General features: G+C 64.4%; 26 protein-coding genes, 7 tRNA genes and 1 riboswitch. Of the genes, 22 read left to right on the forward strand and 11 right to left on the reverse strand.

The window, feature by feature from the left end; all coding sequences use genetic code 11:
* Positions 1-7: 7 nt before the first annotated feature.
* Positions 8-149: riboswitch (FMN riboswitch) on the reverse strand.
* A gap of 17 nt (positions 150-166) precedes the next feature.
* From rpe to ACYU0X_RS10510, 5 genes are all read right to left on the reverse strand, one after another.
* Entirely contained in the window at positions 167-844 is a 678-nt protein-coding gene (rpe, locus tag ACYU0X_RS10490; RefSeq protein WP_461900609.1) for a ribulose-phosphate 3-epimerase, read from the reverse strand.
* Positions 845-870: 26 nt separating this feature from the next.
* Entirely contained in the window at positions 871-2,382 is a 1,512-nt protein-coding gene (locus tag ACYU0X_RS10495; protein WP_461900611.1) for an RsmB/NOP family class I SAM-dependent RNA methyltransferase, read from the reverse strand.
* Positions 2,379-3,311, reverse strand: coding sequence for a methionyl-tRNA formyltransferase (gene fmt / locus ACYU0X_RS10500; RefSeq protein WP_418906885.1), 933 nt, complete (start codon positions 3,309-3,311; stop codon positions 2,379-2,381). The genes ACYU0X_RS10495 and fmt overlap by 4 nt, the downstream gene beginning before the upstream one ends.
* A gap of 5 nt (positions 3,312-3,316) precedes the next feature.
* A complete protein-coding gene (gene def, locus ACYU0X_RS10505) occupies positions 3,317-3,880 on the reverse strand; it encodes a peptide deformylase (RefSeq protein ID WP_461900614.1) in 564 nt (187 codons plus the stop codon).
* Positions 3,881-3,963: 83 nt separating this feature from the next.
* Positions 3,964-4,812 carry a PD-(D/E)XK nuclease family protein gene (locus ACYU0X_RS10510; RefSeq protein WP_461900616.1) on the reverse strand — a complete coding sequence of 283 codons (849 nt, stop codon included), beginning with the start codon at positions 4,810-4,812 and terminating at the stop codon, positions 3,964-3,966.
* 194 nt (positions 4,813-5,006) lie between these two features.
* On the opposite strand from ACYU0X_RS10510, the gene ACYU0X_RS10515 reads away from it, so the two are divergent.
* The 7 genes from ACYU0X_RS10515 to ACYU0X_RS10545 all read left to right on the forward strand — a co-directional run bounded on the left by ACYU0X_RS10515 (position 5,007) and on the right by ACYU0X_RS10545 (position 5,713).
* A tRNA-Gly gene (locus tag ACYU0X_RS10515) sits at positions 5,007-5,079 on the forward strand.
* Positions 5,080-5,135: 56 nt separating this feature from the next.
* Positions 5,136-5,207, forward strand: a tRNA-Val gene (locus tag ACYU0X_RS10520).
* A 31-nt stretch (positions 5,208-5,238) separates the two neighbouring features.
* Positions 5,239-5,311: transfer RNA gene (locus ACYU0X_RS10525), tRNA-Gly, on the forward strand.
* Positions 5,312-5,345: 34 nt separating this feature from the next.
* Positions 5,346-5,416, forward strand: a tRNA-Cys gene (locus ACYU0X_RS10530).
* Positions 5,417-5,442: 26 nt separating this feature from the next.
* Positions 5,443-5,514: transfer RNA gene (locus ACYU0X_RS10535), tRNA-Val, on the forward strand.
* A gap of 31 nt (positions 5,515-5,545) precedes the next feature.
* Positions 5,546-5,621: transfer RNA gene (locus ACYU0X_RS10540), tRNA-Gly, on the forward strand.
* A 16-nt stretch (positions 5,622-5,637) separates the two neighbouring features.
* Positions 5,638-5,713, forward strand: a tRNA-Gly gene (locus ACYU0X_RS10545).
* A 74-nt stretch (positions 5,714-5,787) separates the two neighbouring features.
* On the opposite strand, the gene ACYU0X_RS10550 is transcribed toward ACYU0X_RS10545, so the two are convergent.
* On the reverse strand, positions 5,788-6,189 hold the full coding sequence (locus ACYU0X_RS10550) for a hypothetical protein (protein ID WP_461900617.1): 402 nt from the start codon (positions 6,187-6,189) through the stop codon (positions 5,788-5,790).
* A gap of 313 nt (positions 6,190-6,502) precedes the next feature.
* On the opposite strand from ACYU0X_RS10550, the gene ACYU0X_RS10555 reads away from it, so the two are divergent.
* Entirely contained in the window at positions 6,503-6,721 is a 219-nt protein-coding gene (locus ACYU0X_RS10555) for an antitoxin (protein WP_309406674.1), read from the forward strand.
* Between the two features lie 142 nt (positions 6,722-6,863).
* Entirely contained in the window at positions 6,864-8,042 is a 1,179-nt protein-coding gene (locus ACYU0X_RS10560) for a benzoate/H(+) symporter BenE family transporter (protein ID WP_461900619.1), read from the forward strand.
* Positions 8,043-8,046: 4 nt separating this feature from the next.
* On the opposite strand, the gene zapE is transcribed toward ACYU0X_RS10560, so the two are convergent.
* Entirely contained in the window at positions 8,047-9,087 is a 1,041-nt protein-coding gene (gene zapE / locus ACYU0X_RS10565) for a cell division protein ZapE (protein WP_461900621.1), read from the reverse strand.
* 204 nt (positions 9,088-9,291) lie between these two features.
* Between zapE and ACYU0X_RS10570 the strand changes: the two genes are divergently transcribed.
* Genes ACYU0X_RS10570 through ybaK form a run of 3 tightly spaced genes read left to right on the forward strand, consistent with a single transcriptional unit; the run spans position 9,292 to position 11,184 of the window.
* Positions 9,292-10,209: a sulfurtransferase gene (locus ACYU0X_RS10570; RefSeq protein WP_309406668.1), complete on the forward strand. Its 918-nt coding sequence runs from the start codon at positions 9,292-9,294 to the stop codon at positions 10,207-10,209.
* The gene (locus ACYU0X_RS10575; RefSeq protein ID WP_461900623.1) at positions 10,206-10,646 is read left to right on the forward strand and encodes a SufE family protein; all 441 of its coding nucleotides are present in this window, start codon (positions 10,206-10,208) and stop codon (positions 10,644-10,646) included. Before ACYU0X_RS10570 ends, ACYU0X_RS10575 begins: the two co-directional genes overlap by 4 nt.
* Positions 10,647-10,656: 10 nt before the next feature.
* Complete coding sequence (gene ybaK, locus ACYU0X_RS10580) at positions 10,657-11,184, forward strand: Cys-tRNA(Pro) deacylase (RefSeq protein ID WP_461900624.1); 528 nt, start codon at positions 10,657-10,659, stop codon at positions 11,182-11,184.
* Here ybaK and ACYU0X_RS10585 read toward each other — a convergent pair.
* The gene (locus ACYU0X_RS10585; RefSeq protein ID WP_418906894.1) at positions 11,181-12,389 is read right to left on the reverse strand and encodes an alpha/beta hydrolase family protein; all 1,209 of its coding nucleotides are present in this window, start codon (positions 12,387-12,389) and stop codon (positions 11,181-11,183) included. The genes ybaK and ACYU0X_RS10585 overlap by 4 nt on opposite strands.
* A 63-nt stretch (positions 12,390-12,452) precedes the next feature.
* Between ACYU0X_RS10585 and msrB the strand changes: the two genes are divergently transcribed.
* The 9 genes from msrB (at position 12,453) to ACYU0X_RS10630 (ending at position 22,154) form a co-directional block, all read left to right on the forward strand.
* A complete protein-coding gene (msrB, locus tag ACYU0X_RS10590) occupies positions 12,453-12,860 on the forward strand; it encodes a peptide-methionine (R)-S-oxide reductase MsrB (protein ID WP_461902799.1) in 408 nt (135 codons plus the stop codon).
* Positions 12,861-13,000: 140 nt separating this feature from the next.
* Complete coding sequence (locus ACYU0X_RS10595) at positions 13,001-14,374, forward strand: DUF6421 family protein (RefSeq protein ID WP_418906895.1); 1,374 nt, start codon at positions 13,001-13,003, stop codon at positions 14,372-14,374.
* A 12-nt stretch (positions 14,375-14,386) separates the two neighbouring features.
* Positions 14,387-15,076, forward strand: coding sequence for an SDR family NAD(P)-dependent oxidoreductase (locus ACYU0X_RS10600; RefSeq protein ID WP_418906896.1), 690 nt, complete (start codon positions 14,387-14,389; stop codon positions 15,074-15,076).
* A 24-nt stretch (positions 15,077-15,100) separates the two neighbouring features.
* Positions 15,101-16,162: a threonine aldolase family protein gene (locus tag ACYU0X_RS10605; protein ID WP_461900627.1), complete on the forward strand. Its 1,062-nt coding sequence runs from the start codon at positions 15,101-15,103 to the stop codon at positions 16,160-16,162.
* A 70-nt stretch (positions 16,163-16,232) separates the two neighbouring features.
* On the forward strand, positions 16,233-16,847 hold the full coding sequence (locus ACYU0X_RS10610) for a DUF3000 domain-containing protein (protein ID WP_461900629.1): 615 nt from the start codon (positions 16,233-16,235) through the stop codon (positions 16,845-16,847).
* Between the two features lie 31 nt (positions 16,848-16,878).
* On the forward strand, positions 16,879-18,096 hold the full coding sequence (locus ACYU0X_RS10615) for an HRDC domain-containing protein (RefSeq protein ID WP_461900631.1): 1,218 nt from the start codon (positions 16,879-16,881) through the stop codon (positions 18,094-18,096).
* Positions 18,097-18,204: 108 nt separating this feature from the next.
* On the forward strand, positions 18,205-19,443 hold the full coding sequence (locus tag ACYU0X_RS10620; RefSeq protein WP_461900633.1) for a thiolase family protein: 1,239 nt from the start codon (positions 18,205-18,207) through the stop codon (positions 19,441-19,443).
* 12 nt (positions 19,444-19,455) lie between these two features.
* Complete coding sequence (locus tag ACYU0X_RS10625; RefSeq protein ID WP_461900634.1) at positions 19,456-21,570, forward strand: 3-hydroxyacyl-CoA dehydrogenase NAD-binding domain-containing protein; 2,115 nt, start codon at positions 19,456-19,458, stop codon at positions 21,568-21,570.
* Between the two features lie 104 nt (positions 21,571-21,674).
* A complete protein-coding gene (locus ACYU0X_RS10630) occupies positions 21,675-22,154 on the forward strand; it encodes a Rieske (2Fe-2S) protein (RefSeq protein WP_461900636.1) in 480 nt (159 codons plus the stop codon).
* An 81-nt stretch (positions 22,155-22,235) separates the two neighbouring features.
* Here ACYU0X_RS10630 and ACYU0X_RS10635 read toward each other — a convergent pair whose 3' ends face one another.
* On the reverse strand, positions 22,236-23,213 hold the full coding sequence (locus ACYU0X_RS10635; RefSeq protein WP_461902800.1) for an aldo/keto reductase: 978 nt from the start codon (positions 23,211-23,213) through the stop codon (positions 22,236-22,238).
* 132 nt (positions 23,214-23,345) lie between these two features.
* Between ACYU0X_RS10635 and argG the strand changes: the two genes are divergently transcribed.
* Positions 23,346-24,773, forward strand: a complete 1,428-nt coding sequence (gene argG, locus ACYU0X_RS10640; protein WP_461900638.1) for an argininosuccinate synthase — start codon at positions 23,346-23,348, stop codon at positions 24,771-24,773.
* Positions 24,774-24,882: 109 nt separating this feature from the next.
* Here argG and ACYU0X_RS10645 read toward each other — a convergent pair whose 3' ends face one another.
* Both ACYU0X_RS10645 and ACYU0X_RS10650 read right to left on the reverse strand, forming a co-directional pair.
* A complete protein-coding gene (locus ACYU0X_RS10645) occupies positions 24,883-25,206 on the reverse strand; it encodes a hypothetical protein (protein WP_461900640.1) in 324 nt (107 codons plus the stop codon).
* Between the two features lie 44 nt (positions 25,207-25,250).
* Positions 25,251-25,820: a hypothetical protein gene (locus tag ACYU0X_RS10650; protein ID WP_459273582.1), complete on the reverse strand. Its 570-nt coding sequence runs from the start codon at positions 25,818-25,820 to the stop codon at positions 25,251-25,253.
* Position 25,821: the final 1 nt, after the last annotated feature.

Consider the following 25,821-nt stretch of genomic DNA (forward strand, 5'->3'; position numbering starts at 1 on the left):
TGATCAAATCGTGCTTCTCCCATCCAGACTTTAACTGTCGGTGCCGGAATTTCACCGGCTCAACCGTTCCCACCGTGGCCTGAGCCTGATGGTTGCGGGTCGCGGACTATCACCGCCGGTTCGGACTTTCACCGACCCCGGAGCACGTAGTTGTCGTGTACTGCGTTTATTGTTGCACATTCTGGTGCCCGGCGAGCACCAAATTGCGTAATGCGTCGATCTCCACCGACGGTTCCGGCGCCCCATAGACCGCAGAGCCGGCAACGAACACATCGGCCCCGGCCTCGGCGGCGCGCAAAATGGTGTCGCGGGAGATGCCGCCGTCCACCTGCAAGGCGATGGGCTTGCCGCTACCGTCGATGGCGGCCCGGGCGCGACGAATCTTCGGCAACACCAGATCCAAAAAGGCCTGCCCACCAAAGCCGGGTTCCACGGTCATGAGCAGCAGCATGTCCAGCTCGCCCAGCATATCCAGGTACGGTTCGAGGGCGGTGGCCGGACGCAACGCCATTGCCGAACGGGTCCCGGCGGCACGCAGTTCGCGGGCCAACCGCACCGGGGCGGCGGCGGCCTCGGCATGGAAGGTCACCGACTGCACCCCAGCCTGCGCATAGGCCGGGGCCCAGCGGTCCGGGTCCTCGATCATCAGGTGCACATCCAGTGGCAGCTCGCTTCGATCCGCGAGGGCCTGCACCACGGGCAGGCCCAGGGTGAGGTTGGGGACGAAGTGATTGTCCATCACATCCACGTGGACCGCGTCGGCGGTGTGGATGCGTTCGAGTTCGCTGGCCAGGTTGGCGAAATCGGCCGAAAGAATCGAGGGATGAATGTGTGGCTGCGACATGTTGGCTCCCGATAGGTCGAAGGGTCTCAGGCGGTTTTGGTCAGAAGGGCCATGAACATGGCATCGGTCCGCTGCAGGTGCGGCCAGAGCTGCACGGTGTTACCCGACTCTCCCAGCTCGGTGCCCTGAACGCGCACCTCGGGCAGAAGCACCGAGTTGATGGCTGCGGCAGTATCCAGCAGGCGGGCATGCGGGTTGCGCTGCAGGAAGTCCTGCACGACTTGGCGGGTTTCCACCTGGTGCGGGGAACAGGTTACGTAGCCGATTACCCCGCCGGGGCGGACCGCGCTGAAGGCGGCGTCGAGCAGTTCACCCTGCAGCTGGGCCAGTGGCTGGATGTCGCGCGGCGTCTTGCGCCACCGTGCCTCGGGGCGGCGACGCAGTGCGCCGAGACCTGAGCAGGGAGCGTCGACCATAATACGGTCGTAATCCCCCGCGAATTCGGTGCCACCGAAATCACGTCCGTCGCGCGAGTCCACCATCCAGTACCCCGGATCCACCGGCGCCAAGGACTGCTCGACCAGCCGGGCACGGTGGGCGGTGGGCTCGTTGGCCGTCAACCGGGCGTCGCGTTGCACCGCCAGCGCCCCCAGCAGTGCCGCCTTGCCGCCCGGTCCGGCGCAGAGGTCGAGCCAATAGCGATCTCCGTCGGCAGGATCGGGCAATTCAGCCCCCGCCAGCGCACGGGCCATGATCTGGCTTCCCGCGTCCTGGGCACGCACCACCCCGGAGCGCACACCGGGCACCCGGGAAATGTCGCCCTGCTGGTAGGTGGCCGAATTGGCGAGCAGCTCCCCGGGCTCGGCCCCGGCGGCGAGCACCTGCTCAATGTCCCCCAGTCCGGGTAGCGCCACGAGGTTGACCACCGGGGCCAGGTTGTCGGCGCGCAGCAATTGCTCCAGCTCCTGCCCGTCGCGGCCGTGAGCCTTCAAGGCTTGGTGCAGGGCGCGGGCCACCCACTCCGGGTGACTGTGCTCGATGGCCAGACGCGCGGTGTCGTTGCTGGCCCCGGCGGCGAGTTCCGCGGCCCACTCTTGGGCGTCGCGGGCGGTGACCCGGCGCAGCACCGCGTTGATAAGCCCGGAGGGACCGGCCCCGATCTGGGCGCGGGCCAACGACACGGTTTCATCGAGTGCCGCATGCTGCGGTACCCGCATGGCCAGGAGTTGGTGGGCTCCGAGACGAAGCGCGTCCCGGATGGCCGGGTCGAGTTCCTCGAGCGGGCGGTCAACCAGGGTGGCCAAGATGCCGTCGTAGAAACCCTGTCCGCGCAGTGCCCCATAGGCCAGTTCGGTGGCGAAGCCGGCGTCGCGCTTATCGAGTTGATAGGTGCGGATCATTTTGGGGAGTACGAGGTTGGCGTAGGCGTCGGCCGCGCTCACCTCGCGGAGCACTTTGAAGGCCACCAAGCGGGCCGGGTCGGCCGAGCGTTTGCGGGCCGCGGGGGCCGACTGGCTGAACTGGCGCGGGCCGGCGCCCTGGCCGCGGTTGCGGGTGCGGCCACGTTCGTTGCGGCGTGGCTGGTTGTCCTGGCTCATGCGAAGTTCACTTTCAGGTCGTTGGCCAGCGCACCGCGGGCCCAGTCGGCGGCGTTCATCATTTTCTTGCCCGGCGGTTGCAAGGCGGTGACCTCGAGGGCCCAGGTGGCGGTGCCAATGAGTACGACGGGGCGCTTACCCGGTTCGATATGCAGTTCCCCGCAGGCCAGGTCGCGGCGCTCGCGTACCTCGCGCAGCGGTCCGAACTTGTAGCGTTGCTCGCCAGCCATCGCCCAGGGGCCGGGGGCCGGGAGCGTGCCGTGGGCCCGGCGCCGGATTTCCGTGGCCGGTTTGCTGAAGTCCAGGCGGGCGTCGGCGTCGGTCAGTTTCGGCGCGTAGCTTCCGTTGCCGCTTTGCGGTACCGGGTTGGCCACCCCGGCCTCCAGCGCGTGCAGGGTCTGCACGAGCAGCTGCGAGCCGCTGTCACTGAGCCGCTGCAGCAGGTCTCCGGCCGTGGTGTTTTCGTCGATGACCTCGGTGACCTGGCCATACACCGGCCCGGTATCCAGACCGGTCTCGAGTTGGAAGGTCGCCGCACCGGTGATGTCGTCGCCATGGATGATGGCGTGCTGCACCGGAGCGGCACCACGCCAGGCCGGAAGCAGGGAGAAATGCAGGTTGATCCACCCGTGGGTGGGCACCTGCAGCGCCGCGGCTGGTACCAGCCCGCCATAGGCGACGATGGCGGCGGCGGCTACCTTCAGCTCGGCGATCTGCGCGGTCACGGCCGCGTCAATGGTGGAGGATTTGATGACCTCGAGGCCTAGTTCGGTGGCGCGCGCGGCAACCGGCGAGGGGGTCATCACGCGTTTGCGCCCCAAGGGTGCATCCGGGCGGGTCAACACGGCGGCGATCTCGAATCCGGCCTCGTGTAGGGCGTCTAGGGTCCGCACGGCCACCTGCGGGGTTCCGGCAAAGAGGATACGCATCAGGTTCAGCGCCCCATTCCGGCGCCGAAGCTTGAACCGAGCGCGGAGGCGCGCTGGGTGATTGTGCTGCTCGCCGTGGCGTTGTAGTTACCGGCCCGGAGCGTGCGCCATGCGGCCTTGCGGTCGGCCGCGGAGAGGCGATCCAAGAACAGTATCCCGTCGAGGTGATCGGTTTCATGCTGCAGGCAGCGTGCCAGCAGGCCCTCGGCCTTCAGCGTCAGCGGGTTGCCTTCGACGTCGAAGCCGGTGGCACGCACGGTGCGGTGTCGGGCGACCTTTCCGGCGATCCCCGGAATGGACAGGCACCCTTCCATGGCCGGTTCCTGCAGTTCGTCGCTCAATTCGAGGACGGGGTTCACGATATGCCCCCGCACTCCGTCGACCTGATAGGTGAACACCCGCTGGGGCACACCCACCTGTGGGGCGGCCAAACCGGCACCATCCACATTCTCCATGGTCTCGTCCATATCGGCGACGAGCTTCTTGAGCTCCGGTGTAAATTCGGTGACCTCGTCCGCTCGGGTGCGCAACACGGGGTCGCCAATGATCCGAATTCCCAGTACTGCCATGGTGGGTGGTGGTTCCTCTCGGTAGTTGGTGGCGCGGCGAGGCCTGAAGCATCACCGGAAGCTCTAGTCTACGGTGCCGAGTCTTAGGCTGGCGCGGCCGGCGGCGCGATCTCGGCCAGCGCGCTCGGGTTCGTCGCAATGATCTGGCGTGCCTGCCATGCGGCATGTAGGGCTTGGAACTGGGCGAAGTAGGTGGGAACTGCCGCCTCGGTGGCCAGATAGGTGCGGGCCGGCGCCGCACCGAGGGCGACGGCGAGAAGCAGCGGATTGCGCGGGTGCGGCCATGGTTCCCAGCGTCCGGCCTCGGCGTCCACGTTCTGTTCCTCGGCCTGGGCGGCCGCCGCTAACTGCATGATGACCTTTTCGTCGGGCCGTTTGAGTTGTCCATCACGGTCCACGCCACGAGTTTTGTAATCGACCAAGCAGAGACGACCACCAATACGCGCCACAAGATCGATGGTGCCGGCGTAACCGAGGGTTGCATTCCAGATGGTCACCTCTGCGGCCACCGGTTCCACCCCGTAGTCGCGCCACCACGCTTCAAAGTGCGCGGCATTGGCTAGTTCGCCGTGTTCTTCGAGCTTGGCGCGCGCGGCCTCAAGCTCGTGCGCTTGCCCCAGTGCGCGTAGCGCCCATGCTTCGGCGTAGTTGTGCAACCGATCGCCGCGTTCGGCCGCGGCATCTCGATAACGTTCCGCGGCGGATGCGGCCTCGCGCACTAACGGACGGACGGCCCCGGGTGTCTGTAGCGCCGCGGGGAGCCGACTGTCTTCACTCAGTGTCGTGGCGGCTAGGTATCCGGCCCACCCACTGAGATCGGGTGCGGCCACGGACATGACCGTCGTAATCGACGGAACCGTGGCCGGTTGCGAGAGGTCTCTGCGATACATGCGTCCGGTGGCCGTACTCACGGCGAGTCGTGGAGAGGTCATATCTCGATCATGGCATGTCATCTCGGAGTTAAGAGTGTGACGCAGGGACTGCGGGGACTATTTTTCCGCGTGTTTCCGGGACTACAATGGCTTGTGAACCAGATCTCATGTTTTCGATTTGGAAGCCCGGTCAAACTCGTATAGAGTTTTTACTCGTTGGAAAACGGACGGAAACGTTCGGGAAAACAGCATTTGCGGACATAGCTCAGCTGGTAGAGCGCAACCTTGCCAAGGTTGAGGTCGCGAGTTCGAACCTCGTTGTCCGCTCGGAAAAATCGCGAAGTGATTTGCGGTTTTGTCGAGATTCCCCTGCGGAATCTTCGGCGCGATTGGCGCAGCGGTAGCGCGCTTCCCTGACACGGAAGAGGTCACTGGTTCGATCCCAGTATCGCGCACGGAGTATCGATCCCTAGGATCAGTACCCAAGCGGACATAGCTCAGCTGGTAGAGCGCAACCTTGCCAAGGTTGAGGTCGCGAGTTCGAACCTCGTTGTCCGCTCGCAAGAAGAACACCGACCGGTTTACCGGTCAATGGTGGGGTGGCCGAGAGGCGAGGCAGCGGCCTGCAAAGCCGTATACGCGGGTTCGAATCCCGTCCCCACCTCGCAGAAAGATCATTGCTTTCTTTTTGCGCGATTGGCGCAGCGGTAGCGCGCTTCCCTGACACGGAAGAGGTCACTGGTTCGATCCCAGTATCGCGCACGGAGTATCGATCCCTAGGATCAGTACCCAAGCGGACATAGCTCAGCTGGTAGAGCGCAACCTTGCCAAGGTTGAGGTCGCGAGTTCGAACCTCGTTGTCCGCTCCAAATAATTGAATATCGTGCGGACATAGCTCAGCTGGTAGAGCGCAACCTTGCCAAGGTTGAGGTCGCGAGTTCGAACCTCGTTGTCCGCTCCACGAAAGAGGCGATCCTGAAGTTCAGGATCGCCTCTTTGCTTACTGGGTCATCGAGAGTGCCCCTACCATTTGTGTTACACCGGATCCGTCTGACATTGCTCGAACCAGACTTGGATGTTCACGACCCCGCTGCAGGTTGCCCCGCCATACTGCGCCTGTTGCGGAATTTCACCATTTGGCCCCACAATCCACGTGGCAAGGTCGGCCACTTGGTCGCCATTCACGTCGAATCCAATAAGCCCGGAAAAACCCTCCCCGGTTTCAGGATTGATGATCGCCTGTCCAATGCGGTTCAACACGCCCCGCGTCGCCCACACAACCTCACCACTTTGGTCATCGATCACGACCTGGACACCGGCGGCTTGATTGACCTTGCTGGCATTGACACATTCATGCGCCAATGCAGACCCGGCAGCCAGCATTAAGACCGCCGGTACGGCCGCGATCCCCAACGCGACCCGTTGACCTGTATTCATGATTCCCCTCTTCACGAACGAACACGTGGGCGAATATTATCCCTGTGATACACGTCACGCAAGGGAATTGAGTGGAAAGTGCGGGCGAAAGCGGGGTGAATTAACCGCGCTCGAAATCTCACAGCGCCTCGCGTTCCTCCCACCCGGTAAAACTCTAGATTCATACATATATAGGCTCTAGCCACACACGCATTAGAACCAAGAGCATGTTCGCCCTCGGCATGAACGCCGGGGTTACGAAAACGTGATCTAGCGGCTTAGGATGTTGTGCAGTGAGGATCACCCCGATCTTCAGCAGCGAAGGGAGAAGCGTATGCCAGGATTAGACGATCTCGCAGGTAACCTCGACGGCCTGAAGGATAAGGCGTCCCAGTTCGCCAGCGAACATTCGGACCAGATCTCGGACGGGATCGAGAAGGCCGGTGACTTTGTTGACGACAAGACCGGGGGAAAGTTCGCCGAGCAAGTTGATGGCGCTCAAGAAGGCGCTCAGAACTTCCTGAACAACCTCGGTGGGGAAGAGAACGCATAGCGCGTAGAGATCTTTGACGTATCGACCTGCACGACACGTCACGTGGGCACCGGCCAGATACTGGCGCGGTGCCCACGTCATTTAACCCCGTCGGTCTGTTACCAATTTGTTCCACGTACTCCCCCACCTCGAAAATAAACGCATGTCACAAAGCGTTGCGGCGGAACATAATGCGCTCCGAGATGCGGTCTTGGCAGGGCTGGTCACCACCGTCGTGGGTTTCACCTCGTCCTTTGCCGTGGTGCTCGCTGGTCTCACGGCCGCGGGCGCCACCGCCAATCAGGCCGCATCGGGCCTACTGGCCCTGACCCTGCTCACCGGTATCAGCTGCATCGTCCTCTCGAGTTGGCATCGGGTGCCGGTCACGGTTGCCTGGTCGACGCCCGGGGCGGCACTACTGGCCGGCTTGGCGCCGGGTAATTTCAGTTTCGCGCAAGCGGTGGGGGCGTTCATCGTCAGCGGCGTGTTGATCATGTTGACCGGCCTGGTGCCAGCCCTCCAACGGTTGATGGCCGCCATTCCGGTCTCCATTGCCCAGGGCATGCTTGCAGGCATCCTCATCCCGCTCTGCCTCAAGCCGTTCACGGCGCTAAGCCACATTCCCATCGAGGCGTTGGCGATTTTGCTCGCGTTTTTGGTGGCCCTACGCAAACTACCGAAGTACGCCGTGGGGTTGAGCATGCTGGTGGCCGTGGCTATCGGGCTGTGGCATATTGCCACCCACGGTGCGTGGGCCCAGATTTCCGCCGTCCCCAGCCTGGAATTGGTGATGCCGGAATTTTCGCTGGCCGCCGTGGCCAGCATTAGCCTGCCGCTATTCATCGTGACCATGGCGTCGCAAAATATTCCAGGGGTGGCGGTGATGTCGACCTTTGGCTACACCACACCCTGGCGCTCGAGCATGCTGCTCACCGGCGCCGGTAGCGCCGCCGGCGCGTTCTTCGGCGGGCATGCGATTAATTTGGCAGCGATCTCCGCGGCGCTGGCCGCCGGCGAGGCGGCCGGCTCCAATCCGGCATTACGCTGGCGTGCGGCCACGAGTAGCGGGGTGTTCTATCTGCTCTTCGCCGCCGGCTCGGTGCTCATTGCCTCGGTGGCCGCGGCGAGCCCCGCAGGACTCTTCGAAGCCGCTGCGGGACTGGCGCTGCTGGCCACCTTGGCCAATGCGCTCGGCGGGGCACTTGCCGATCCGGCGTGGCGCTTCAGCGCGCTGGCGACGTTATTGGTCGCCACCTCCAACCTGACCCTCTTCGGAATCGGCGGGGCCTTCTGGGCGCTACTCATCGGCCTAGGCGTGCACCTGATCGCCGAACGCAGCTAGTGCCTTAGAGTGCGACCTCACCGATCTGACCCTCGCGGGCCAGGGCGGTCAAACGCGAGACGGCACGGAAGTACTTCTTCTGGTAGCCACCGGCCATCATTTCCTCGGTGAACAGTTCGCTGAAGGGCTTACCCGACGCAATGATCGGCACGTCCTTGTCGTAGAGCCGGTCGGCCAGCACCACGAAGCGCAGGGCCACTGACTGATCGGTGATGGTGTCGACGTTATGCAACAACAAGACCTGGGTCTCGGCCAGCAGCTGGCGGTAGCGCGAGGGGTGCACCTTGGACAGGTGCGCGACCAGGTCGGCAAAGTCATCCACCGCGAGGGTGCTCTCCGGGTAACGTTCCGCGGCAAAGCTTTCAAGCTGAGCATCGTCCATCGGCTTCGGGGCCTCGGGCAGACCACGGTGGCGGAAATCTTCACCGTCAACCCGGTGCACGTCGAACTGTTCGGAGAGCGTCTTGATTTCGCGCTGGAAATCCACCGCGGCGAAGCGTCCCTCGCCCAGCGCGCCGGGCAGGGTGTTCGAGGTGGCCGCCAGCTTGACCCCGGCGTCGGAGAGTTCACGCATCAACCGCGACATCAGCACGGTGTCCCCCGGGTCGTCGAGCTCGAATTCGTCGATGCACACCAGCTTGTACTGGCTGAGCACGTCGACGGTCTGCCGGAAGGACAGCGCCCCGACCAGGTTGGTGTACTCCACGAAGGTGCCAAAGGCTTTCGGTCCCGGGGCGGCGTGCCATAGCGAGGCCAGCAGGTGGGTTTTGCCCACGCCGAAGCCGCCGTCGAGATAAATCCCGTTCTTTGCGGTTTCCTTCTTCCCAAAGAGCTTGCCGAAGAAGCCGCCCGAGGAGGACTTGCCCACCGACTCGGCAAAACGCTGCAGTTTGGTGACCGCTTCGGCCTGCGAAGGCTGGCGCGGGTCGGGCCGGTAGGTGTTGAAGGAGACCTCCCCGAAACGGTAGGACGGGTGGAATCCGGCCAGCAGTTCCTCCACCGAAACATTGGGAGTGGTCTCGGTCAGGTGGGTTATCGTGGCCATGCGCGCAGTGGTGTCCTTTGCAAAAGTCGGTACCGGTCCATCGGATAGTTTACCGCCCGGCGCTAGCTTATGTTCCCTTGGATGACCTCCGGGGCTTGGAAGCTGGGCCCCACCCGGGACTAGGCTAGGGGTAAGAGCGTGTGGCCGCACTCTACGGTGCGGGCCCGCGCTTTCAGTCAGACCCCGAATGAAGGACGGTTAGTGATGCCCGTGCCCGTGGATGAGAATCCAGCCTACGCCCAGTACGCCCACCCGGAGCGGTTGGTATCCACCGAGTGGTTGGCCGCGCACCTGAACGACGAGAACCTCGTGGTGCTCGAGTCCGACGAGGATATTCTGCTCTACTCCACCGGCCACATTCCCGGGGCGCTCAAGGTGGACTGGCATACCGAACTGAACGATGAAGTCACCCGCGACTACGTCGACGGCGAGGGCTTCGCCCGCCTGATGAAGGCCAAGGGCATTGCGCGGGACACCACCGTGGTGATCTACGGCGACAAGTCCAACTGGTGGGCCGCCTACGCGCTTTGGGTGTTCTCGCTGTTCGGGCACGAAGATGTGCGCCTGCTCGATGGCGGACGCGATAAGTGGATCGCCGAGGGACGCGAACTGAGCACCGAGAAGCCCGCCGCGCGCCCGGTTGCCGACTACCCGGTCATCGAGCGTGACGATTCGCAGATTCGTGCCTACCTGCCGCAGGTGCTCGAGCACCTGGGCAACCCGCTGATCGATGTGCGCTCCCCGGAGGAATACACCGGTGAACGCACCCATATGCCCGCCTACCCGGAGGAGGGTGCGCTGCGCGGCGGGCATATCCCCACCGCCGCGTCGGTGCCGTGGGCCCGGGCCGCGGCCGAGGACGGAACGTTCCGTTCACGTGAAGAACTGGAGGCGATCTATCTCGACGAGGCCGGCCTGAAGCCGGGCGACGACGTCGTGGCCTACTGCCGCATCGGTGAGCGTTCCAGCCACACCTGGTTTGTGCTGACTCACCTGTTGGGCTTTGAGAAGGTACGCAATTACGACGGCTCGTGGACCGAGTGGGGCAACGCGGTGCGCGTGCCGATTGTCCGCGGAGCCGAGCCCGGCGAACTTCCGGCGCAGCTGGCGGGTCGCGCATGAGCCAGACCCCCGCCGCGCTGAGAGAGATCGTCGAGGAATTCACCGAGGTGCCCGAGGCCGACCGCCTCGAGCTACTGCTCGAGTTCTCCCGTGAGTTGCCCGAGCTACCACCGCGTTTGGTCGAGCACCCGGAGTTGCTCGAGCAGGTCGTCGAATGCCAGTCGCCGCTATTTTTGGTGGTTGAGGTCGGTAACGACGAGAACCGGCTGACCCGGCTGTTCTTTTCGGCGCCACCCGAGGCGCCTACCACCCGCGGGTTCGCCTCGGTGCTGGCCGCCGGGCTCGATGGTGCCCCGGCCGCCGATATCTTGGCCGTGGCCGACGATATGCCGCAGTCTCTGGGGCTTTCGCGGGCGCTGTCCCCCTTGCGTATGCGCGGGATGACCGCGATGCTAGGCCGCATCAAGCGCCAGGTGCGCGAGCAGTTGGAGGCCTAGGACCGGCGGTATGGGCAAGCGACAGGGACAATCGGGCACCCCGGCAACCGTGGCCTTGGAGGCCGCCGGGGTGCCCTATACCGCCCACCACTATGCGCACCGGGCGCAGTCCGAGGGGTACGGTGCCGAGGCGGCGCGCGCCCTGGGCGTCTCCCCCGCCCGGGTGTTCAAAACGCTAATGGTGGCCACCGGGGCGCAGGCCGATCGCGACCTGGCGGTGGCGATCGTCCCGGCGGATTCCACCCTGGATTTGAAGGCCTGCGCGCAGGCGCTGGGGTGCAAGCGGGTGCAGCTGGCAGACCCGCAGGCCGCCCAGCGGCGCACCGGCTATGTACTCGGCGGGATTTCTCCCTTCGGACAACGCCACCCCAGCCCAACGGTCATCGACCGTTCGGCCCTGGAGCACGAAAGCATTTTTCTCTCCGGGGGCCGACGCGGCTTCAGCCTCGAGCTGGCCCCGGAACGCGCCGTGGCGTTTCTGGGCGCCAATGTGGCGCCCGTGGCCAGCGGCACGTCGCTGCCCGCGGAGCGCGGCTAGGCTAGCCGGCTGCGCAGGAAGACCTCTAGGGCGGCGGCAAATCCCTGCGGGTCGACGTTCGGTTCGCGGGTGTGCCCGGCCCCCCGGAAGGATTTCAGCGTCACCAGGTCCGGACGCAACGTGGCCAGCTTGTGGCTCGGGCCCGAGGGCACGAAGTCGTCGTCGTCGCTGTGCATGATCAGCGTTCGGTGGGTCAGCTCCTCGGCACGGTCCACCCAGTTCAGCGCCTTGAGATTCACCGGTGCCGCCAGTCCGGTAAACCAGCGTCCGGCCGGGTTGGACAGCAGCCATTGAGCCAGCCGACCCACGGATTGTGGGATCTTATTCGCCCGGGCCTGGTGGCTGAGCACGTCCACCCAGTTAATGACCGGCCCCACGAGCACCAGTGCGTCGATGACGTTGGCCAGGGCCGAACGGTCGGCGGTCTGCAGGCTGATCGCCCCACCCATGGACCAGCCCATGAGAATGACCTTGCGCGCCCCGTGTTCCAGGGCGTAGCCGATGGCGCTTTGCACATCGAGCCATTCCGTATCCCCCAGGCCATAGCGCCCGTCGAGGGTGGCCGGGGCCAGCCCGTCGTTGCGATAGCTGATCAGCAGCGCGCTCACTCCCACGCGTTGCAGGGTCGGTAGCGCCCGAATCGATTCGGTGCGCCTCGCCCCGCGTCCGTGCACGCAGATCACCCAGGTGTCCTTGTGGCTGGTGCCGTCGATCAGCCAGGCGGGGGCCGGGCCGACCTCGAGCGGCACCTTGACCTCGTGCGCGTCGATGCCAATATCGCGCGGGTGCTCATAGATGGCCCCGGAGAAATTTCCACGCCGGACATTCTCTAGCGAACCCCGGTAGATTTCCTCCACGGCCCGCGCCACCAATCGGGGTTTGCCCGGCACGGGTTGTGGCGGGCCGAGCCGCACCGCGCAGGCGTCGCCTTCCCCGAGGAAGCTACAGGCCCCGGCCGCGGTGGTTTCCTCGGTGCGTTGCAGATGCATCCAGCGCTGACCGTGGGCGTCGACGACGATATCGCGCACGATGACACTGAAGATGCGTTTTTCATCCGGGGTGACCACTCGGCGGGCGAAGTACCCGGCGAGCGCGGAGACACTGGCGGCCAGCAGCGAACCGGCGGCCAGTCCGGCTCCGGCGCCAATGAGCGTGGCCGGGATGGTTTTCCGCGGTTCGAGGGTCTGTGCGAGATTGCGTGGCATAGTCCCATCATGGCAGATCCAGGCTCGGGGAATCTTCGGTGGCCGCCAGACGTTGTGCGGTACATGAGTAAACCGGAGAATCCAAAGAATATTGACTGGCGCGAGGTGCTCTCGCCGCAGGAATTCCAGGTGTTGCGTGAGGCTGGCACCGAGCGCCCCTTCACCGGTGAGTACTGGGACAGCATGCAGGCCGGGGTTTATGCCTGCCGGGCCTGTGGTGCCGAGCTTTTCACCAGTGACACGAAGTTCGACGCTGGCTGCGGCTGGCCCTCGTTCTTCGCCCCATTGGCCGAGGATCGGGTGCGTTACCTCAGCGATCAAAGCATGGGCATGGAACGCGTGGAGGTGCGGTGCGCAAGCTGCGATTCGCACCTTGGGCATGTGTTTAAGGGCGAGGGTTTCGACACCCCGACCGACCTGCGCTACTGCATGAATTCGATCAGCTTGACGCTGCGCGAAACTCAGGATTAAGCACCGTCCGCCAAGCTGGGGCCCACATCACATCTAGCATTAGTAATGCTTAGCCTTGATGGGCTGAGCATTACTTTTTCTTCGGTTGCGCGTAGCGTTATTACCAAGAACGCAACGACCCAACGATTGAGGTGGAGACCATGACCCAGACCCCTATCAAGCCAACCGTCAGCGCCGATGAGATTGTCGACTCACAGGCCTGGAAGACCCTCAAGGCTTCCGCCAGCGAATTCCAGACCCTTCAGGTCAAGGACGGCTCGCTCGCCCCGGAGGCCGACCAGGCCCGCGCCGGCGAACTGATCGAACTGATCATCGGCGCCGTACAGGAACTCTCCGGCCACTTCGCCCACGACGAGGCCTACCTCACCGCCCTGGTCAAGGACCTAGCCGCGTGGAAGGACGCCGGATTCGGCGTGCCCGACTTCCTGGATTCGCTGGTGCAGTTCCAGCCGCAGACGCAGCGCGAAGATGGCCTGATGCACCTGGTGCTCTTCCCGATGTACACCCAGAACGGTTCGACCAACCGTCACCTCGAGGCCGTGCTGGTGCAGGTCATGTGGCCGGAGTTCATCGCGAACCTCGAGGCCGGTAGCTACAGCAACGGGCTGTTCGTGCCGCTGCGCTTCCTGGACTTCACCGCCGGCTACGACACCAACTCCGCCGTGCTCTTCCCGGAGTCCGTCGCCATCCGCGAAACCCCGTCCTTCACCTGGGGCGCAATCTTCCAGGACCGCGAAGCCGTGCGCTTCCGCAAGGTTCTGAAGGAGGCCTCGGCGATCACCAACCTGGAACTGCCGGCCGACGCCAGCCAGCTACTGGAAGATCAGCAACTGACCGAGGACACCTTCATCATGTGGGACCTCATCCATGACCGCACCCACATGCGTGGCGACCTGCCCTTCGATCCGTTCATGATCAAGCAGCGCATGCCGTTCTTCCTGTACTCGCTCGAGGAACTGCGTTGCGACCTGACCGCATTCCGCGAGTGCGTGAAGATCCACAACGACGCCAACGCCGACGAGCGCACCCGCCACACCGCCAAGCTGGTGCAGTACGCCGTGATCTTCGACCGGATCTTCCGCTTTGCCATCACCGGCAACCGCGTGCGTAACTACGACGGCCTCGGTGGCCAGCTGCTCTTCGCCTGGATGCACCAGAACCACGTGCTGCACTGGACCGACACCAAGCTGACCATCGATTGGGAGCAGGTTCCGGAGGTCGTTTCGGCCCTGGGCGACGCCATCGACGAGCTGTACTGGAAGTCCATCGACCGTCCGAAGCTGGCCCACTGGCTGGCCGCCTACGAGCTGGTCTCCGCCACCGTCACCCCGCACCCGGCCTCGGTCTGGGCCAAGGGTCCAGACGCCCTGCCGCTGACCGCTCCGCTGCGTGAAATCACCGACCAGGTGATGGACGACGAGTTCCCGCTGTCCATGTTCTACGAGGCACTGAGCAAGAAGATGAGCGAGACCATCGAGTCCACCCGTGGCATGTATGGTGCCAGCAGCATCTAATAGGATCAAACCATGAGCGAACCATCAAATGATTCACCGCTCGTGCTGATTGCCGGGGCCACCTCGCCGAGCGGGGTGGCCTCGGGTCGTGCACTGGCACAATCCGGAGCGCGGGTGCTGGCCGTGGGCAGCAACGCCGAACGGCTCAACGAGCGCCTCGATTTCGCCACCGGTCGTTACGTCTGCGACCTGGCCGACCCCGAGGCGGTGGCACAGTTAGCCGAGCAAATCCATCGCGAGCACGGGCCGATCGACGTGCTGTTGCACCTGGTCGGCGGGTGGCGCGGCGGCAAGGGCCTCGCCGGGCAGGACGATGCGGACTTCGCCTTCCTGACCCGACAGGTCCTGGGCACGCTGCGCAACACCACCAAGGCCTTCCATGAGGACCTGGTGGCCTCCAGCGCCGGCCGGCTGGCGATCATTAGCGCCGAGGCGGTGCAGAACCCCACCCCGTCGAACGCCAACTACGGTAGCGTCAAGGCGGCCGCCGAATACTGGCTGAATGCCGTCGCACGCCTCTTTAGCAAGCAGGCCCCGCAGTCCGCGGCCATCACCTGGGTGGTCAAGGCGCTGACCGATAAGACCAGCGACGCCCCGGCCGGCTTCACGCACGCCGATGCGGTCGGCGCCGCCGCCGTGGAACTGCTCGGCGCCGACGCGGCCAGCATTAACGGCGCCCGCGTGCACCTGCCCACTCTCTAAACCCCTTTGACAGGAGTCATCCCCATGACCTTGAGCCACGACACCGAGCTGCGCGGATTCGCCTCCGATAACTACTCCGGCGTTCACCCGGAAGTTCTCGAGGCGATCGCACGCGCCAATGGTGGACACCAGATCGCCTACGGTGAGGATCAGTACACCGAGGCGCTGGATCAGCTGGCCCGCGACAGCTTCGGCCCGCAGGCGGCAATTTTCCCGGTGTTCAACGGCACCGGCGCCAACGTGACCGCCCTGACCTCGCTGCTTCCGCGCTGGGGCGCGGTCATCTGCGCGAGCACCGCACATATTAACGTCGACGAAAACGGTGCCCCGGAACGCGTGGGCGGCATCAAGCTCCTGCAGGTCCCGACCCCGGACGGCAAGCTGACCCCGGAACTGATCGATCAGGAGGCCTGGGGCTTCGGCGATGAGCACCGCGCCCAGCCGCTGGCCGTGTCGATCACCCAGGCCACCGAGCTAGGCACCGTCTACACCCCCGCGGAGATCGCCGCGATCACCGAGCACGCGCACGCCAAGGGCATGCTGGTGCACCTCGACGGGTCACGTCTGGCCAACGCCGCGGCGCATCTGGGCGTTGAGCTGCGCGAGCTGACCACCGATGTCGGCGTCGACATCGTTTCACTGGGCGGCACCAAGAACGGGCTGCTGCTTGGCGAAGGAATTCTCACCCTCCGCGAGGATCTGGCCGCGGATATGAAGTACCTGCGCAAGATGAACATGCAGTTGGGCAGCAAGATGCGTTTCATCTCCGCCCAGCTGCTGGAACTCTATGGCACGGATCTGTGGAAGCGTTCGGCCTCGCACTCCAATGCGATGGCCGCGAAGCTCTCGGCCGCCGTCGAGCAGATCGACGGGGTGGAGCTGGTCTACCCCACGCAGGCCAATGGGGTCTTCGCTCAGGTGCCGAACGACGTGGCCGACACGCTGCGTGAATCCTTCCGTTTCTACGATTGGGATCGCGCCGCCGGGCACGTGCGCTGGATGTGCTCCTTCGACACCGCGGAGTCGGATGTGGATGCCTTCATCGCCAAGCTCGGCGAGCTCATGGCGGCCCACAACGCCCACTGAGTAGGCCTTAGCAACAGGCGCATCGGCGTGCCGCATTCCTCACCGAGTGCGGCACGCTTACACTCAACATGTGAGTGAACTTCCCCGTGCAGCCAGCATTCCCGCGGTGTTTTCCGACGCCGTGGCCGATTTGGCGCGCGCCGATCTTCGCCGCGAATTGCACATCACGAAAATACCGGCCCCCGGCAAGCTCGCCCCCTTTGCGCTGGCCCTGAGTGCCGACGTGTACGCCACCGAACGCAACACACGCCAGCACACCCCGATCCTGCCGGCCTCCGAACAATTAGCCACCGGACGCTTCGTCCTGCTTTATGACCCGCAACCGGTCGAGCTGTGGGAAGGCCACTTCCGGGTGGTCAGCTACATTCGGGCGAGCCTCGACGAAGACATGGGCCAAGATCCCCTGCTGGCCTCCGTGGCCTGGAGCTGGCTCGAAGAAGCACTCGAAGGACGCGGGGCACAGTACCGCGCGGCCGGTGGAACCGCCACACGGGTGATGAACGAGTCCTTTGGCAACCTCGCCGGACGGAGCGACAGCATCGACATTGAACTGCGCGCCTCGTGGACACCGACCGACCAGATGCTCGGGCACCACCTGAGCGGGTGGGCCGATATGGTCGGCACCTTCGCCGGGTTGCCGCCACTGCCCCAGGGCGTCCAGCAACTACCGCGTCGCCTCAGCTAGCACGGGGCGCAACAGGCCTAGAATGGAAGAGATGAGTAGCTCCGAATCTTCCACGCCGCCGGCCGATCTAACCCCCTTGAACCGCCCGAGTGAGGGCATCCCCGAGGTTATTAACACCCCGGCAGGCCTACGCCGTGCCGTGCGTACCCTGCGCGAGGGTAGCGGAGACTTGGCCGTGGACACCGAGCGAGCCAGCGGCTTTCGCTATGGTCAGCGCGCCTTCCTCATCCAGATCCGCCGCCCCGGTGCCGGCACCTGGCTCATCGACCCGGAGGCCCTCGAAGATCTCGAGGTGCTGCAGGAGTTCATGAACGAGCAGAGCTGGATTCTGCACGCAGCCAGCCAGGATCTGCCCTGTCTGCACGAACTGGGCCTGTACCCCGTCGAGCTCTATGACACCGAATTGGCGGGGCGTTTGGCCGGCATGCCCCGCGTCGGGTTGGGCACCATGGTGGCCGAGTTGCTCGGCATTGAACTGGCCAAAGAACATTCGGCGGTGGACTGGTCCACCCGCCCGTTGCCCGAGTCCTGGCTGAGCTATGCGGCTCTGGACGTTGAGGTGCTCCACGAGCTACGCGATGCGATCGCCAAGGTGCTCGAGGAACAGGGCAAAACGGAGTATGCCCGCCAAGAGTTTGAATTTGCGCGCACCATGCCAGATCCCCAGCCGTCCGACGAACCGTGGCGCAAGTTGCCGGGTCTGGCCCGGATTAAGCGCCGCAAGCAACTTGCCGTGGCCCGTGAGCTGTGGCTGGCCCGCGATGCTCTGGCCCGTAGCCGCGATGTCGCCCCCGGGAAGCTCCTGAACGACAAGGCCATTATGGCCACGTTGCCCCAGCCGCCGCGCTCCGTTCCGGCGCTGCTACAGATCAACGGCTTCCATGGCCGAAGCGCCAAACGCGATGCGCCGCGCTGGCTCGAGGCCATCGGGCGCGGGCTTGCCTCCACCGATTTGCCCGAGCCGAGCGTCAACCGCGGGATGCCACAGAATGTGCGCTCCTGGGGCGATAAGAACCCGAAGGCCGCCGAACGTCTCGGTCAGGCTCGCCAGGTTCTCGCCGAGCTCTCCGAGCAGGTGCAGATTCCCACCGAAAACCTGCTCACCCCGCGCTTCCTGCGTCAGCTGTGCTGGGACGCCAGCGACGGCATGCAGGTCGAGGAGGTCGCAGAATTTCTGCGCAACCTCGGGGCCCGCGAGTGGCAGATCGAGCTGGTGGCTAGCCCGCTGGCCGAGGCTCTGAGCAACTGATTCTCCGGGCGAGCCGAGGGCTACTTGCACAACAAGTTACTCATTAGTAACCTATGGTATGAGTCACAGTGATGTGGACCATACCTACAACCCGCAAGGAGCCTGACGGTGAGTGCAAACACCCCGGTAGCCCATGACTCGCTCGCAGCGCGCGACGTCGTCTTCATCGACGGGGTACGTACCCCCTTCGGCAAGGCCGGCGAGAAGGGGATCTATCACGGAACCCGTGCCGACGATCTGGCAGTGAAGGCCGTCAAGGCCCTACTCAAGCGCAACCCCGAGGTGCCGGCCGAGCGCATCGACGAAGTCGCGATGGCCGCCACCACGCAGACCGGAGACCAGGGGCTCACCATTGGGCGTACTGTAGGCCTGCTCTCCGGCCTACCCAAGTCGGTCCCCGGCTTCGCCATCGACCGGATGTGTGCCGGGGCCATGACCGCGGTGACCAGCACCGCCGGTGGTATCGCCTTCGGCGCCTACGACGTGGTGATCGCCGGTGGCGTCGAGCATATGGGCAATCACCCCATGGGTGAGGGCGCCGACCCCAACCCCCGCTTCCTCTCCGAGAAGATCGTCGACCCGCAGGCCCTGAACATGGGCAACACCGCCGAGAACCTGCACGATCGCTTCCCGGCCATCACCAAGGAACGCGCCGACCGCTACGCCGTGGCCTCCCAGGCCAAACTCGCCGCGGCCTACGAAAATGGCCAGATTCAGCCCGACCTGACCCCGGTCGCCGCCAAGCGGCCCGGCGAAGGCTGGATGCTGAACACCGTCGATGAGCCACCACGCCCGGGTACCACCCTCGAAGATCTGGCCCAGCTGCGCACCCCCTTCCGCGCGCACGGGCACGTCACCGCCGGCAACGCCGCAGGCCTCAACGACGGTGCCACCGCCGCCCTGCTGACCAGCGGCGCCGCAGCCCGCGAACTGGGACTAAGCCCAAAGATGCGCATGGTCTCCTTCTCCTTCGCCGGCGTGGAGCCCGACGTGATGGGCTACGGCCCGGTCCCGGCCACCGAAAAGGCCCTGGCCCAGGCCGGACTGAGCATCGATGACATCGGACTGTTCGAAATCAATGAGGCCTTCGCCGTGCAGGTCTTGTCCTTCCTGGACTACTACGGCATCGACCAAGATGACCCCCGCGTCAACCGCTACGGTGGCGCCATTGCCATCGGCCACCCGCTGGCCTCCTCCGGCGTGCGCCTGATGACCCAGCTGGCCCGCCAGTTCGCCGAGGATCCCTCGGTCCGCTACGGCGTGACCACCATGTGCATCGGCCTGGGTATGGGCGGCACCGTGATCTGGGAGAACCCGAACCACAAAGACTTTGGCAGCAAGGCCTAGGAGAAAGAGACCATGACTCAAGAATTCACGGCGCTGGCCGAACTCATGCACGACGAGGTCATCACCCATTCGCTCACCCGCGACATCACCCTAGCCAGCGGCAAGAAACTCGTCCTCCTCACCCTGGATAACGGGCTTGATCACCGCAAGCCCTCGACGCTGGGGCCCAATACGCTGCTGGAACTCAAGGCCACGCTCACCGCGCTGAGCGAACGAGCCGCCGCCGGTGAGATCGACGCCGTCGCCATCACCGGCAAGCCCTACTTCCTGGTGGCCGGCGCGGACCTGTCGGCGGTGCAGCGACTCAACGATCCGCAGGCCGCCACCGCCATGGCAACCCTGGGACACCAGACCTACGACCTGCTGGCCGACCTCGGCGTACCGACCTTCGCGCTGATCAATGGGCTCTCCCTCGGCGGCGGGCTGGAGATCGCGCTGGCCTGCACTTACCGCACCGTCTCGCGCTCCGCCGGCGCCCTGGGGCTACCCGAGTCCTTCCTCGGCCTCATCCCGGGCTGGGCCGGAATCTACCGGTTGCCGCGCCTCATCGGCCCCGAGGCCGCCATGAAGGTCATCATCAACAACCCGTGGAGCAACAATCGCACGCTGTCCGGCGCCGAAGCCTACGAGCTGGGCATCGCCGATGCGCTCTACGACAGTGCGGACTTCCTGGAGCGTTCGCTCGAGTTCGCCGACGAGGTTCTCACCGGGCGCCGCGAGGTGACCCGCCCCAACGCCGTGGACCCGGCCGACGAGGCCGTCGCGCAGCGCTTTGTGGCCGCCGCCGATCAGGCACAGGCATTTATCGACGCAAAGCTCGGCGGAGCCGCACCGGCACCCTATAAGGCGCTTGAGGTGTTCCGTCAGGGCATCGGACGCACCCAAAAGGAATCGGCGCAGTTGGAAATCGCCGCCTTGACCGAGCTCATGGGCACCAACGAATTCCGCAACACCATCTACGCCTTCCTCGATCTGGTCCAGAAGCGCGGCAAGCGCCCGGTGGGTGCACCGAGCTCGAAGTTGGCCCGCCCGGTCACCAAGGTCGGCGTGGTAGGTGCCGGGTTGATGGCTTCACAGCTGGCCCTGCTCTTCGTCCGCCGGCTCAGCGTGCCGGTGGTCATTACCGACCTGGACCAGTCGCGTGTGGATAAGGGCCTAGCCTACATCCACGGTGAGCTGGACAAGCTTCAGGCCAAGGGCCGGATGAGCCAGGATAAGGTCAATCGGGCCAAGGCCCTGGTGAGCGGCTCGATCAGCAAGGAAGCCTTCTCCGACGCCGATTTCGTCATCGAGGCCGTTTTCGAGGAACTGACGGTCAAGCAGCAGGTCTTCGCCGAAGTGGAAGCGGTGGTCTCCAGTGAGTGCATTCTGGCCACCAACACCTCCTCGCTGTCGGTCACCGAAATGGGACGAAACCTCAAGCATCCAGAGCGTCTCGTTGGTTTCCACTTCTTCAACCCGGTGGCCGTGATGCCGCTCTTGGAAATCGCTTCGACGCAGTGGACCGACGAGTCCACCGTGGCCACCGCCTTTGCCCTGGGTAAGGCACTGCGCAAGACCTGCATCCGCTCGGCCGACGCCGCGGCCTTTATTGTCAACCGCGTGCTGTTGCGCCTGATGAGTGAGGTTCAGGCGGCCTTCGATGAAGGTACCGACGCCAAAACCGCGGACAACGCCCTAGCTCCGATGGGCCTGCCGATGACTCCGTTCACCCTGCTGGCCATGGTTGGCCTGCCGGTGGCCCAGCACGTCACCGAGTCCTTGCACGCGGCCTTCGGCGAGCGCTTCAAGGTCTCGGCCAATGTGCAGCACTTGATTGATGCGAAGGTCACCAAGGTATGGATCAAGGACGAGCAGGGTCAGCAGCAGTTGAACCCGGAGGCCGTCGCCGTCATCGAGCAAGGTGATCAGCCCTCGAGCGCCGAGCAGATTCTGTTGCGCGTGCAGGACGCGCTGGCCGAGGAAATTGGCTTGATGCTCGCCGAGGGTGTCGTCGCCGAGCCTCAGGATGTGGATCTGGCCATGATTACCGGTGCCGGTTGGCCGATGCATCTCGGTGGCATCACCCCGTACCTGGATCAGGTGGGAGCCTCCGAACGCGTCAACGGACGAAAGTTCCACGGCTAACAGCCCCTAACGGCCCGCGGGCGCTCACGCACTGGGATTGCGTGAGCGCCCGCGGTCTTTTTGGCACATAGTGCGGTCATAGCTTGATCTGCAAGAATATGCCCATGAGCGAAACTTCCCTTCCCAATCGGCGCACGGTCGTGGGCGTCGGAGCAGCACTCGGTGGTAGCGCCCTGCTGGCCGCCTGTGGAGATGGCCATTCGGCCGCTCCCATCAACTCCCCCAGCGCCGTACCCGAGCCAACCGGCCAGGGCCAGGCCCTGTTGACCCTAGCGGACTTACCCGTGGGCTCGCGGGCCTCGGCGGTCGCCTCGGGAGCCAATGGTTCCGAGGTTGGCGTCTTGCTCTTCCGACCGAGCGAGGATTCCGTACTGGCCTACACCAATGTGTGCACCCACCAGGGTTGCGCGGTCAGTAGCGACGCACCCTCGGGCGAGGATTTCTACTGTGCCTGCCACGGCTCGCAGTTCTCTCCCGCCGATGGCACCGCCACCCACGGACCGGCGAAGGCCGCCCTGGCCCGATTCGCCACCAAAATTGAGGGCGACGACATCCTAGTATTCATACCCGAGGATGCTATCTAGCACGCAGGCACCGAGGTATAGAGAATGCCGGGCAGTCACCACAACTGGTGGCTGCCCGGCATTCGCTGTGTCACTGGAGTGTTAGAACAACGCGATTTTCTCGGCCGGCGGGAAAATCTCGTCCAGTTCTATACGCTCGATGTCGCTCGGCACCCACTTAATGGCCTGGGCGTTAGCACGCACCTGCTCGACGCGAGTGGCTCCGGCGATCACCGAGGCCACCGGCGACTGGGCGGCCAGCCAACAGAAGGCCAGTTCCGCCGGGGTGAGGTCACGGGCGCGGGCAAAGGCGGCAAACTTCTCGAGCTGCTCGAAATCGGTGTCGTGAAGCAGGTTCTGCCGCGAGTGGGTGAGCCGAGAGCCCTCAGGAGCCGAACCTTGGGAGTATTTGCCGGTAAGCAGCCCATTGGCCAGCGGGAAGTAGGGCAGTACCCCGAGGCCAAATTCGCGGGCGGCCGGCAGCACCTCAAGCTCGGCCCGTCGGTCGATGAGGTTGTAGTGGTTTTGCGCCGAGATAAAGCGGGAGGTTCCCAGCTGGCGGGCCACGTATTCGGCCTGGGCGATCTGCCACCCGGTCTGGTTGGAGTGTCCGATGTAGCGCACCTTGCCGCTGCGCACGAGGTCGTCCAACGCCTGCAGGGTTTCATCCACCGGGGTTAGCCCGTCGGGGCTGTGATACTGATACAGGTCAATGTAGTCGGTGCCCAAGCGGCGAAGCGATGCTTCGACGGCTTTCATGATGTAGCGCCTGGAACCGCGAGCACCATAATCTGGCCCGTTGACGCCCTGCATGTCCAGTCCGAATTTCGTGGCTACGATGACATCCTCACGGTGCGATCCAAGTGCCGCACCGAGCCGCTCTTCGGAAAGCCCGGGCTCCCGGCCGTACATGTCGGCCACGTCGAAGAACGTAATCCCCGCATCGAGGGCGGCATGAATCAATTCATTGGTGCCCTCTTGCGATTCGGTAGCGGTCCCCGCGCGCCCAAGGTTATTACAGCCCAGACCCACCACGGATACCGTGAGCCCGCTGCGCCCCAATCGTCGAAATTCCACGATTTCTCCTTATCACTCTCGTAAGGTCTTAACCTTTGCCGACCAATAGGAACTACGCTATCGGTAGATGCCTTGATAGTTCACTTTTTGGCACACGATTCACACCATTGCATATTTATCCATTAGGATGTGACCATGTCTAAAGTCCTCACCTCCCTCCCCGTCGGCGAACGCGTCGGCATCGCATTTTCCGGCGGTCTCGACACCTCGGTAGCCGTGGCCTGGATGCGCGATAAGGGTGCCATCCCCTACACCTACACCGGCGACCTCGGCCAGTACGACGAGCCGAATATCGACGCCGTTCCGGGCCGCGCCCTGGAATACGGCGCCGAGGCTTCGCGCCTGGTCGACTGCAAGCCCGCGCTGGTCGAAGAGGGCTTCGCGGCTCTGGCCTGCGGTGCCTTCCACATCCGTTCGGGCGGCAAGTCCTACTTCAATACCACCCCGCTGGGCCGCGCCGTCACCGGCACGCTGCTGGTACGCGCCATGCGTGAGGACGGGGTCGATGTCTGGGGCGATGGCTCCACCTACAAGGGCAATGACATCGAACGCTTCTACCGTTACGGGCTGATGGCCAACCCGAAGCTGCGTATCTACAAGCCATGGCTGGACCCGCAGTTCGTCGCCGAGCTGGGCGGACGTCAGGAAATGAGCGAGTGGCTGCAGGCCCACGGCTTCCCGTACCGCGATTCGGCAGAAAAGGCCTACTCCACCGACGCCAACATCTGGGGTGCAACCCACGAGGCGAAGACCCTCGAACTGCTGAACACCTCGCTGGAAGCCGTCGAGCCGATCATGGGTGTGAAGTACTGGGACGAGTCGGTCGAGGTCAAGGCCGAGGATGTATCGGTCACCTTCGCCGCCGGTCGTCCGGTGGCCATCAATGGCCAGGAATTCTCCGACGCCGTCGCACTGGTCGATGAGGCCAACCGGATCGGTGGTCGTCACGGCCTGGGCATGAGCGATCAGATCGAAAACCGCATCATCGAAGCCAAGTCGCGTGGCATCTACGAGGCACCGGGCATGGCCCTGTTGTTCATCGCCTACGAGCGCCTCGTCAATGCGATCCACAACGAAGACACCGTGGCCAGCTACCACAACGAGGGCCGTCGCCTCGGCCGCCTGATGTACGAGGGTCGCTGGCTGGACCCGCAGGCACTGATGCTCCGCGAATCCATCCAGCGCTGGGTTGGCTCGGCCATTTCCGGTACCGTCACCCTGCGCCTGCGCCGCGGCGACGACTACACGATCTTGGACACCACCGGCGAGAACCTCAGCTACCACCCGGACAAGCTGTCCATGGAGCGCGTGGGCGACGCCGCCTTCGGCCCGCTGGACCGCATTGGCCAGCTGACCATGCGTAACCTGGACATCGCCGATTCGCGCGGCCGCCTGGAGCAATACGCCAAGGCCGGTCTCGTCGGCGGGCACACCGCCGAGCTGGTCGGCACGCTGGAGGCTGGCGGCGCCGAGGCCATTGCCGAGGCCGCCCCGGTCGATGGCGATTCCTTGGCCGTGGACCGTTCGTTGGAGGCCGCAGCTTTCGATAGCGGCACCGACTAGTCACGGCTCGCACCGAGTAGCTAAAAAGGTCGCCGCATCCCGAGCAATCGGGATGCGGCGACCTTTGCCGTATCAGCGGCCAACGCACATGACGCGGTACGCGACGGAACTACGTCAGCAGGCGCGAGAGCCCGCTGATGGCAAAGGTAAAGCCAACGATCGAGAGCATGCGCAGCACGAGCACCACGCGCGCCCCGGCCCGGGTGGCCGACGGTTGATAAAGTTCGCGAATCAGCCAACAGAGAAGGGCTAGTGCTACACCGGCTAGGGCACCATTGGCGGCCGGAAGCTGCAGTAGCCCCTCAAGGCCCAGCGCCACGACCGCGGCAATACCGGCTTGAAAGATCAGGTGCAGCGGTAGTCGGCTGGCACCAACCTGAGCTTGCTTGCGCTTCGCCCCGGCACCGCGGTCCTGTCCGTCCTGGGGAATCATGGGTGGAAAGTCCTCAAGTCAGTTCGTGTCGTCGTCCGGCGCGCTTAGCTCAGGGAGAACGGCTTGGCCGGCGTCGGATGCACCATTTTGGCGTGTTCAAGGTCTGCGTACCCGGCGGTGGCGATGCTCATCTTGGTGAAATCGAGCTTGGCCTCGCGGATGCAGGTCTTGATCGCGGCCACGGCCTTTTTCGGGGCAGGCGTCAGCACCCGAATGTTCAGCTTGTAGGCGGCAAAATCCGAGGATTCAACGGTGCCCAGCCCGCGCCACGCGAGGTGACCGGTCAACGCCTCGCTGGCCTTACGCTGCAAGTAGCGATCGCGTTCGGTGCCGTCCTTGGACTTCAGCGCGTACTGCACGATGACCCAAGACTGCTCCTCGGCAGGGATCTCGGCGTAGCCGTCTTCGGCGCACTGCTGAAGAAAACCGGCGAAGAGTTCGTCGGCACGTTCCGCCTCGACGTCCACTGCCTGGTTGGTGCTGGACATATGACCCACCGACCCGTGATTCAGCACGAACTGGCCGAGCTCTTCGTTTTCGAACTGCTGGTACCAGGCTTCGCGAAAGTGCAATTCGCCTTTGTCATCGGTGCGGTACGTGCGGATAATCGCCATC

The organism is Glutamicibacter sp. X7 (assembly GCF_054889245.1).

Excerpts from the sequence above, each read along its gene's own strand:
- rpe (WP_461900609.1), bottom strand. The coding sequence starts at position 844 with ATGTCGCAGCCACACATTCATCCCTCGATTCTTTCGGCCGATTTCGCC.
- ACYU0X_RS10495 (WP_461900611.1), bottom strand. The coding sequence starts at position 2,382 with ATGAGCCAGGACAACCAGCCACGCCGCAACGAACGTGGCCGCACCCGC.
- fmt (WP_418906885.1), bottom strand. The coding sequence starts at position 3,311 with ATGCGTATCCTCTTTGCCGGAACCCCGCAGGTGGCCGTGCGGACCCTA.
- def (WP_461900614.1), bottom strand. The coding sequence starts at position 3,880 with ATGGCAGTACTGGGAATTCGGATCATTGGCGACCCCGTGTTGCGCACC.
- ACYU0X_RS10510 (WP_461900616.1), bottom strand. The coding sequence starts at position 4,812 with ATGACCTCTCCACGACTCGCCGTGAGTACGGCCACCGGACGCATGTAT.
- ACYU0X_RS10550 (WP_461900617.1), bottom strand. The coding sequence starts at position 6,189 with ATGAATACAGGTCAACGGGTCGCGTTGGGGATCGCGGCCGTACCGGCG.
- ACYU0X_RS10555 (WP_309406674.1), top strand. The coding sequence starts at position 6,503 with ATGCCAGGATTAGACGATCTCGCAGGTAACCTCGACGGCCTGAAGGAT.
- ACYU0X_RS10560 (WP_461900619.1), top strand. The coding sequence starts at position 6,864 with ATGTCACAAAGCGTTGCGGCGGAACATAATGCGCTCCGAGATGCGGTC.
- zapE (WP_461900621.1), bottom strand. The coding sequence starts at position 9,087 with ATGGCCACGATAACCCACCTGACCGAGACCACTCCCAATGTTTCGGTG.
- ACYU0X_RS10570 (WP_309406668.1), top strand. The coding sequence starts at position 9,292 with ATGCCCGTGCCCGTGGATGAGAATCCAGCCTACGCCCAGTACGCCCAC.
- ACYU0X_RS10575 (WP_461900623.1), top strand. The coding sequence starts at position 10,206 with ATGAGCCAGACCCCCGCCGCGCTGAGAGAGATCGTCGAGGAATTCACC.
- ybaK (WP_461900624.1), top strand. The coding sequence starts at position 10,657 with ATGGGCAAGCGACAGGGACAATCGGGCACCCCGGCAACCGTGGCCTTG.
- ACYU0X_RS10585 (WP_418906894.1), bottom strand. The coding sequence starts at position 12,389 with ATGCCACGCAATCTCGCACAGACCCTCGAACCGCGGAAAACCATCCCG.
- msrB (WP_461902799.1), top strand. The coding sequence starts at position 12,453 with ATGAGTAAACCGGAGAATCCAAAGAATATTGACTGGCGCGAGGTGCTC.
- ACYU0X_RS10595 (WP_418906895.1), top strand. The coding sequence starts at position 13,001 with ATGACCCAGACCCCTATCAAGCCAACCGTCAGCGCCGATGAGATTGTC.
- ACYU0X_RS10600 (WP_418906896.1), top strand. The coding sequence starts at position 14,387 with ATGAGCGAACCATCAAATGATTCACCGCTCGTGCTGATTGCCGGGGCC.
- ACYU0X_RS10605 (WP_461900627.1), top strand. The coding sequence starts at position 15,101 with ATGACCTTGAGCCACGACACCGAGCTGCGCGGATTCGCCTCCGATAAC.
- ACYU0X_RS10615 (WP_461900631.1), top strand. The coding sequence starts at position 16,879 with ATGAGTAGCTCCGAATCTTCCACGCCGCCGGCCGATCTAACCCCCTTG.
- ACYU0X_RS10625 (WP_461900634.1), top strand. The coding sequence starts at position 19,456 with ATGACTCAAGAATTCACGGCGCTGGCCGAACTCATGCACGACGAGGTC.
- ACYU0X_RS10630 (WP_461900636.1), top strand. The coding sequence starts at position 21,675 with ATGAGCGAAACTTCCCTTCCCAATCGGCGCACGGTCGTGGGCGTCGGA.
- argG (WP_461900638.1), top strand. The coding sequence starts at position 23,346 with ATGTCTAAAGTCCTCACCTCCCTCCCCGTCGGCGAACGCGTCGGCATC.
- ACYU0X_RS10645 (WP_461900640.1), bottom strand. The coding sequence starts at position 25,206 with ATGATTCCCCAGGACGGACAGGACCGCGGTGCCGGGGCGAAGCGCAAG.
- ACYU0X_RS10650 (WP_459273582.1), bottom strand. The coding sequence starts at position 25,820 with ATGGCGATTATCCGCACGTACCGCACCGATGACAAAGGCGAATTGCAC.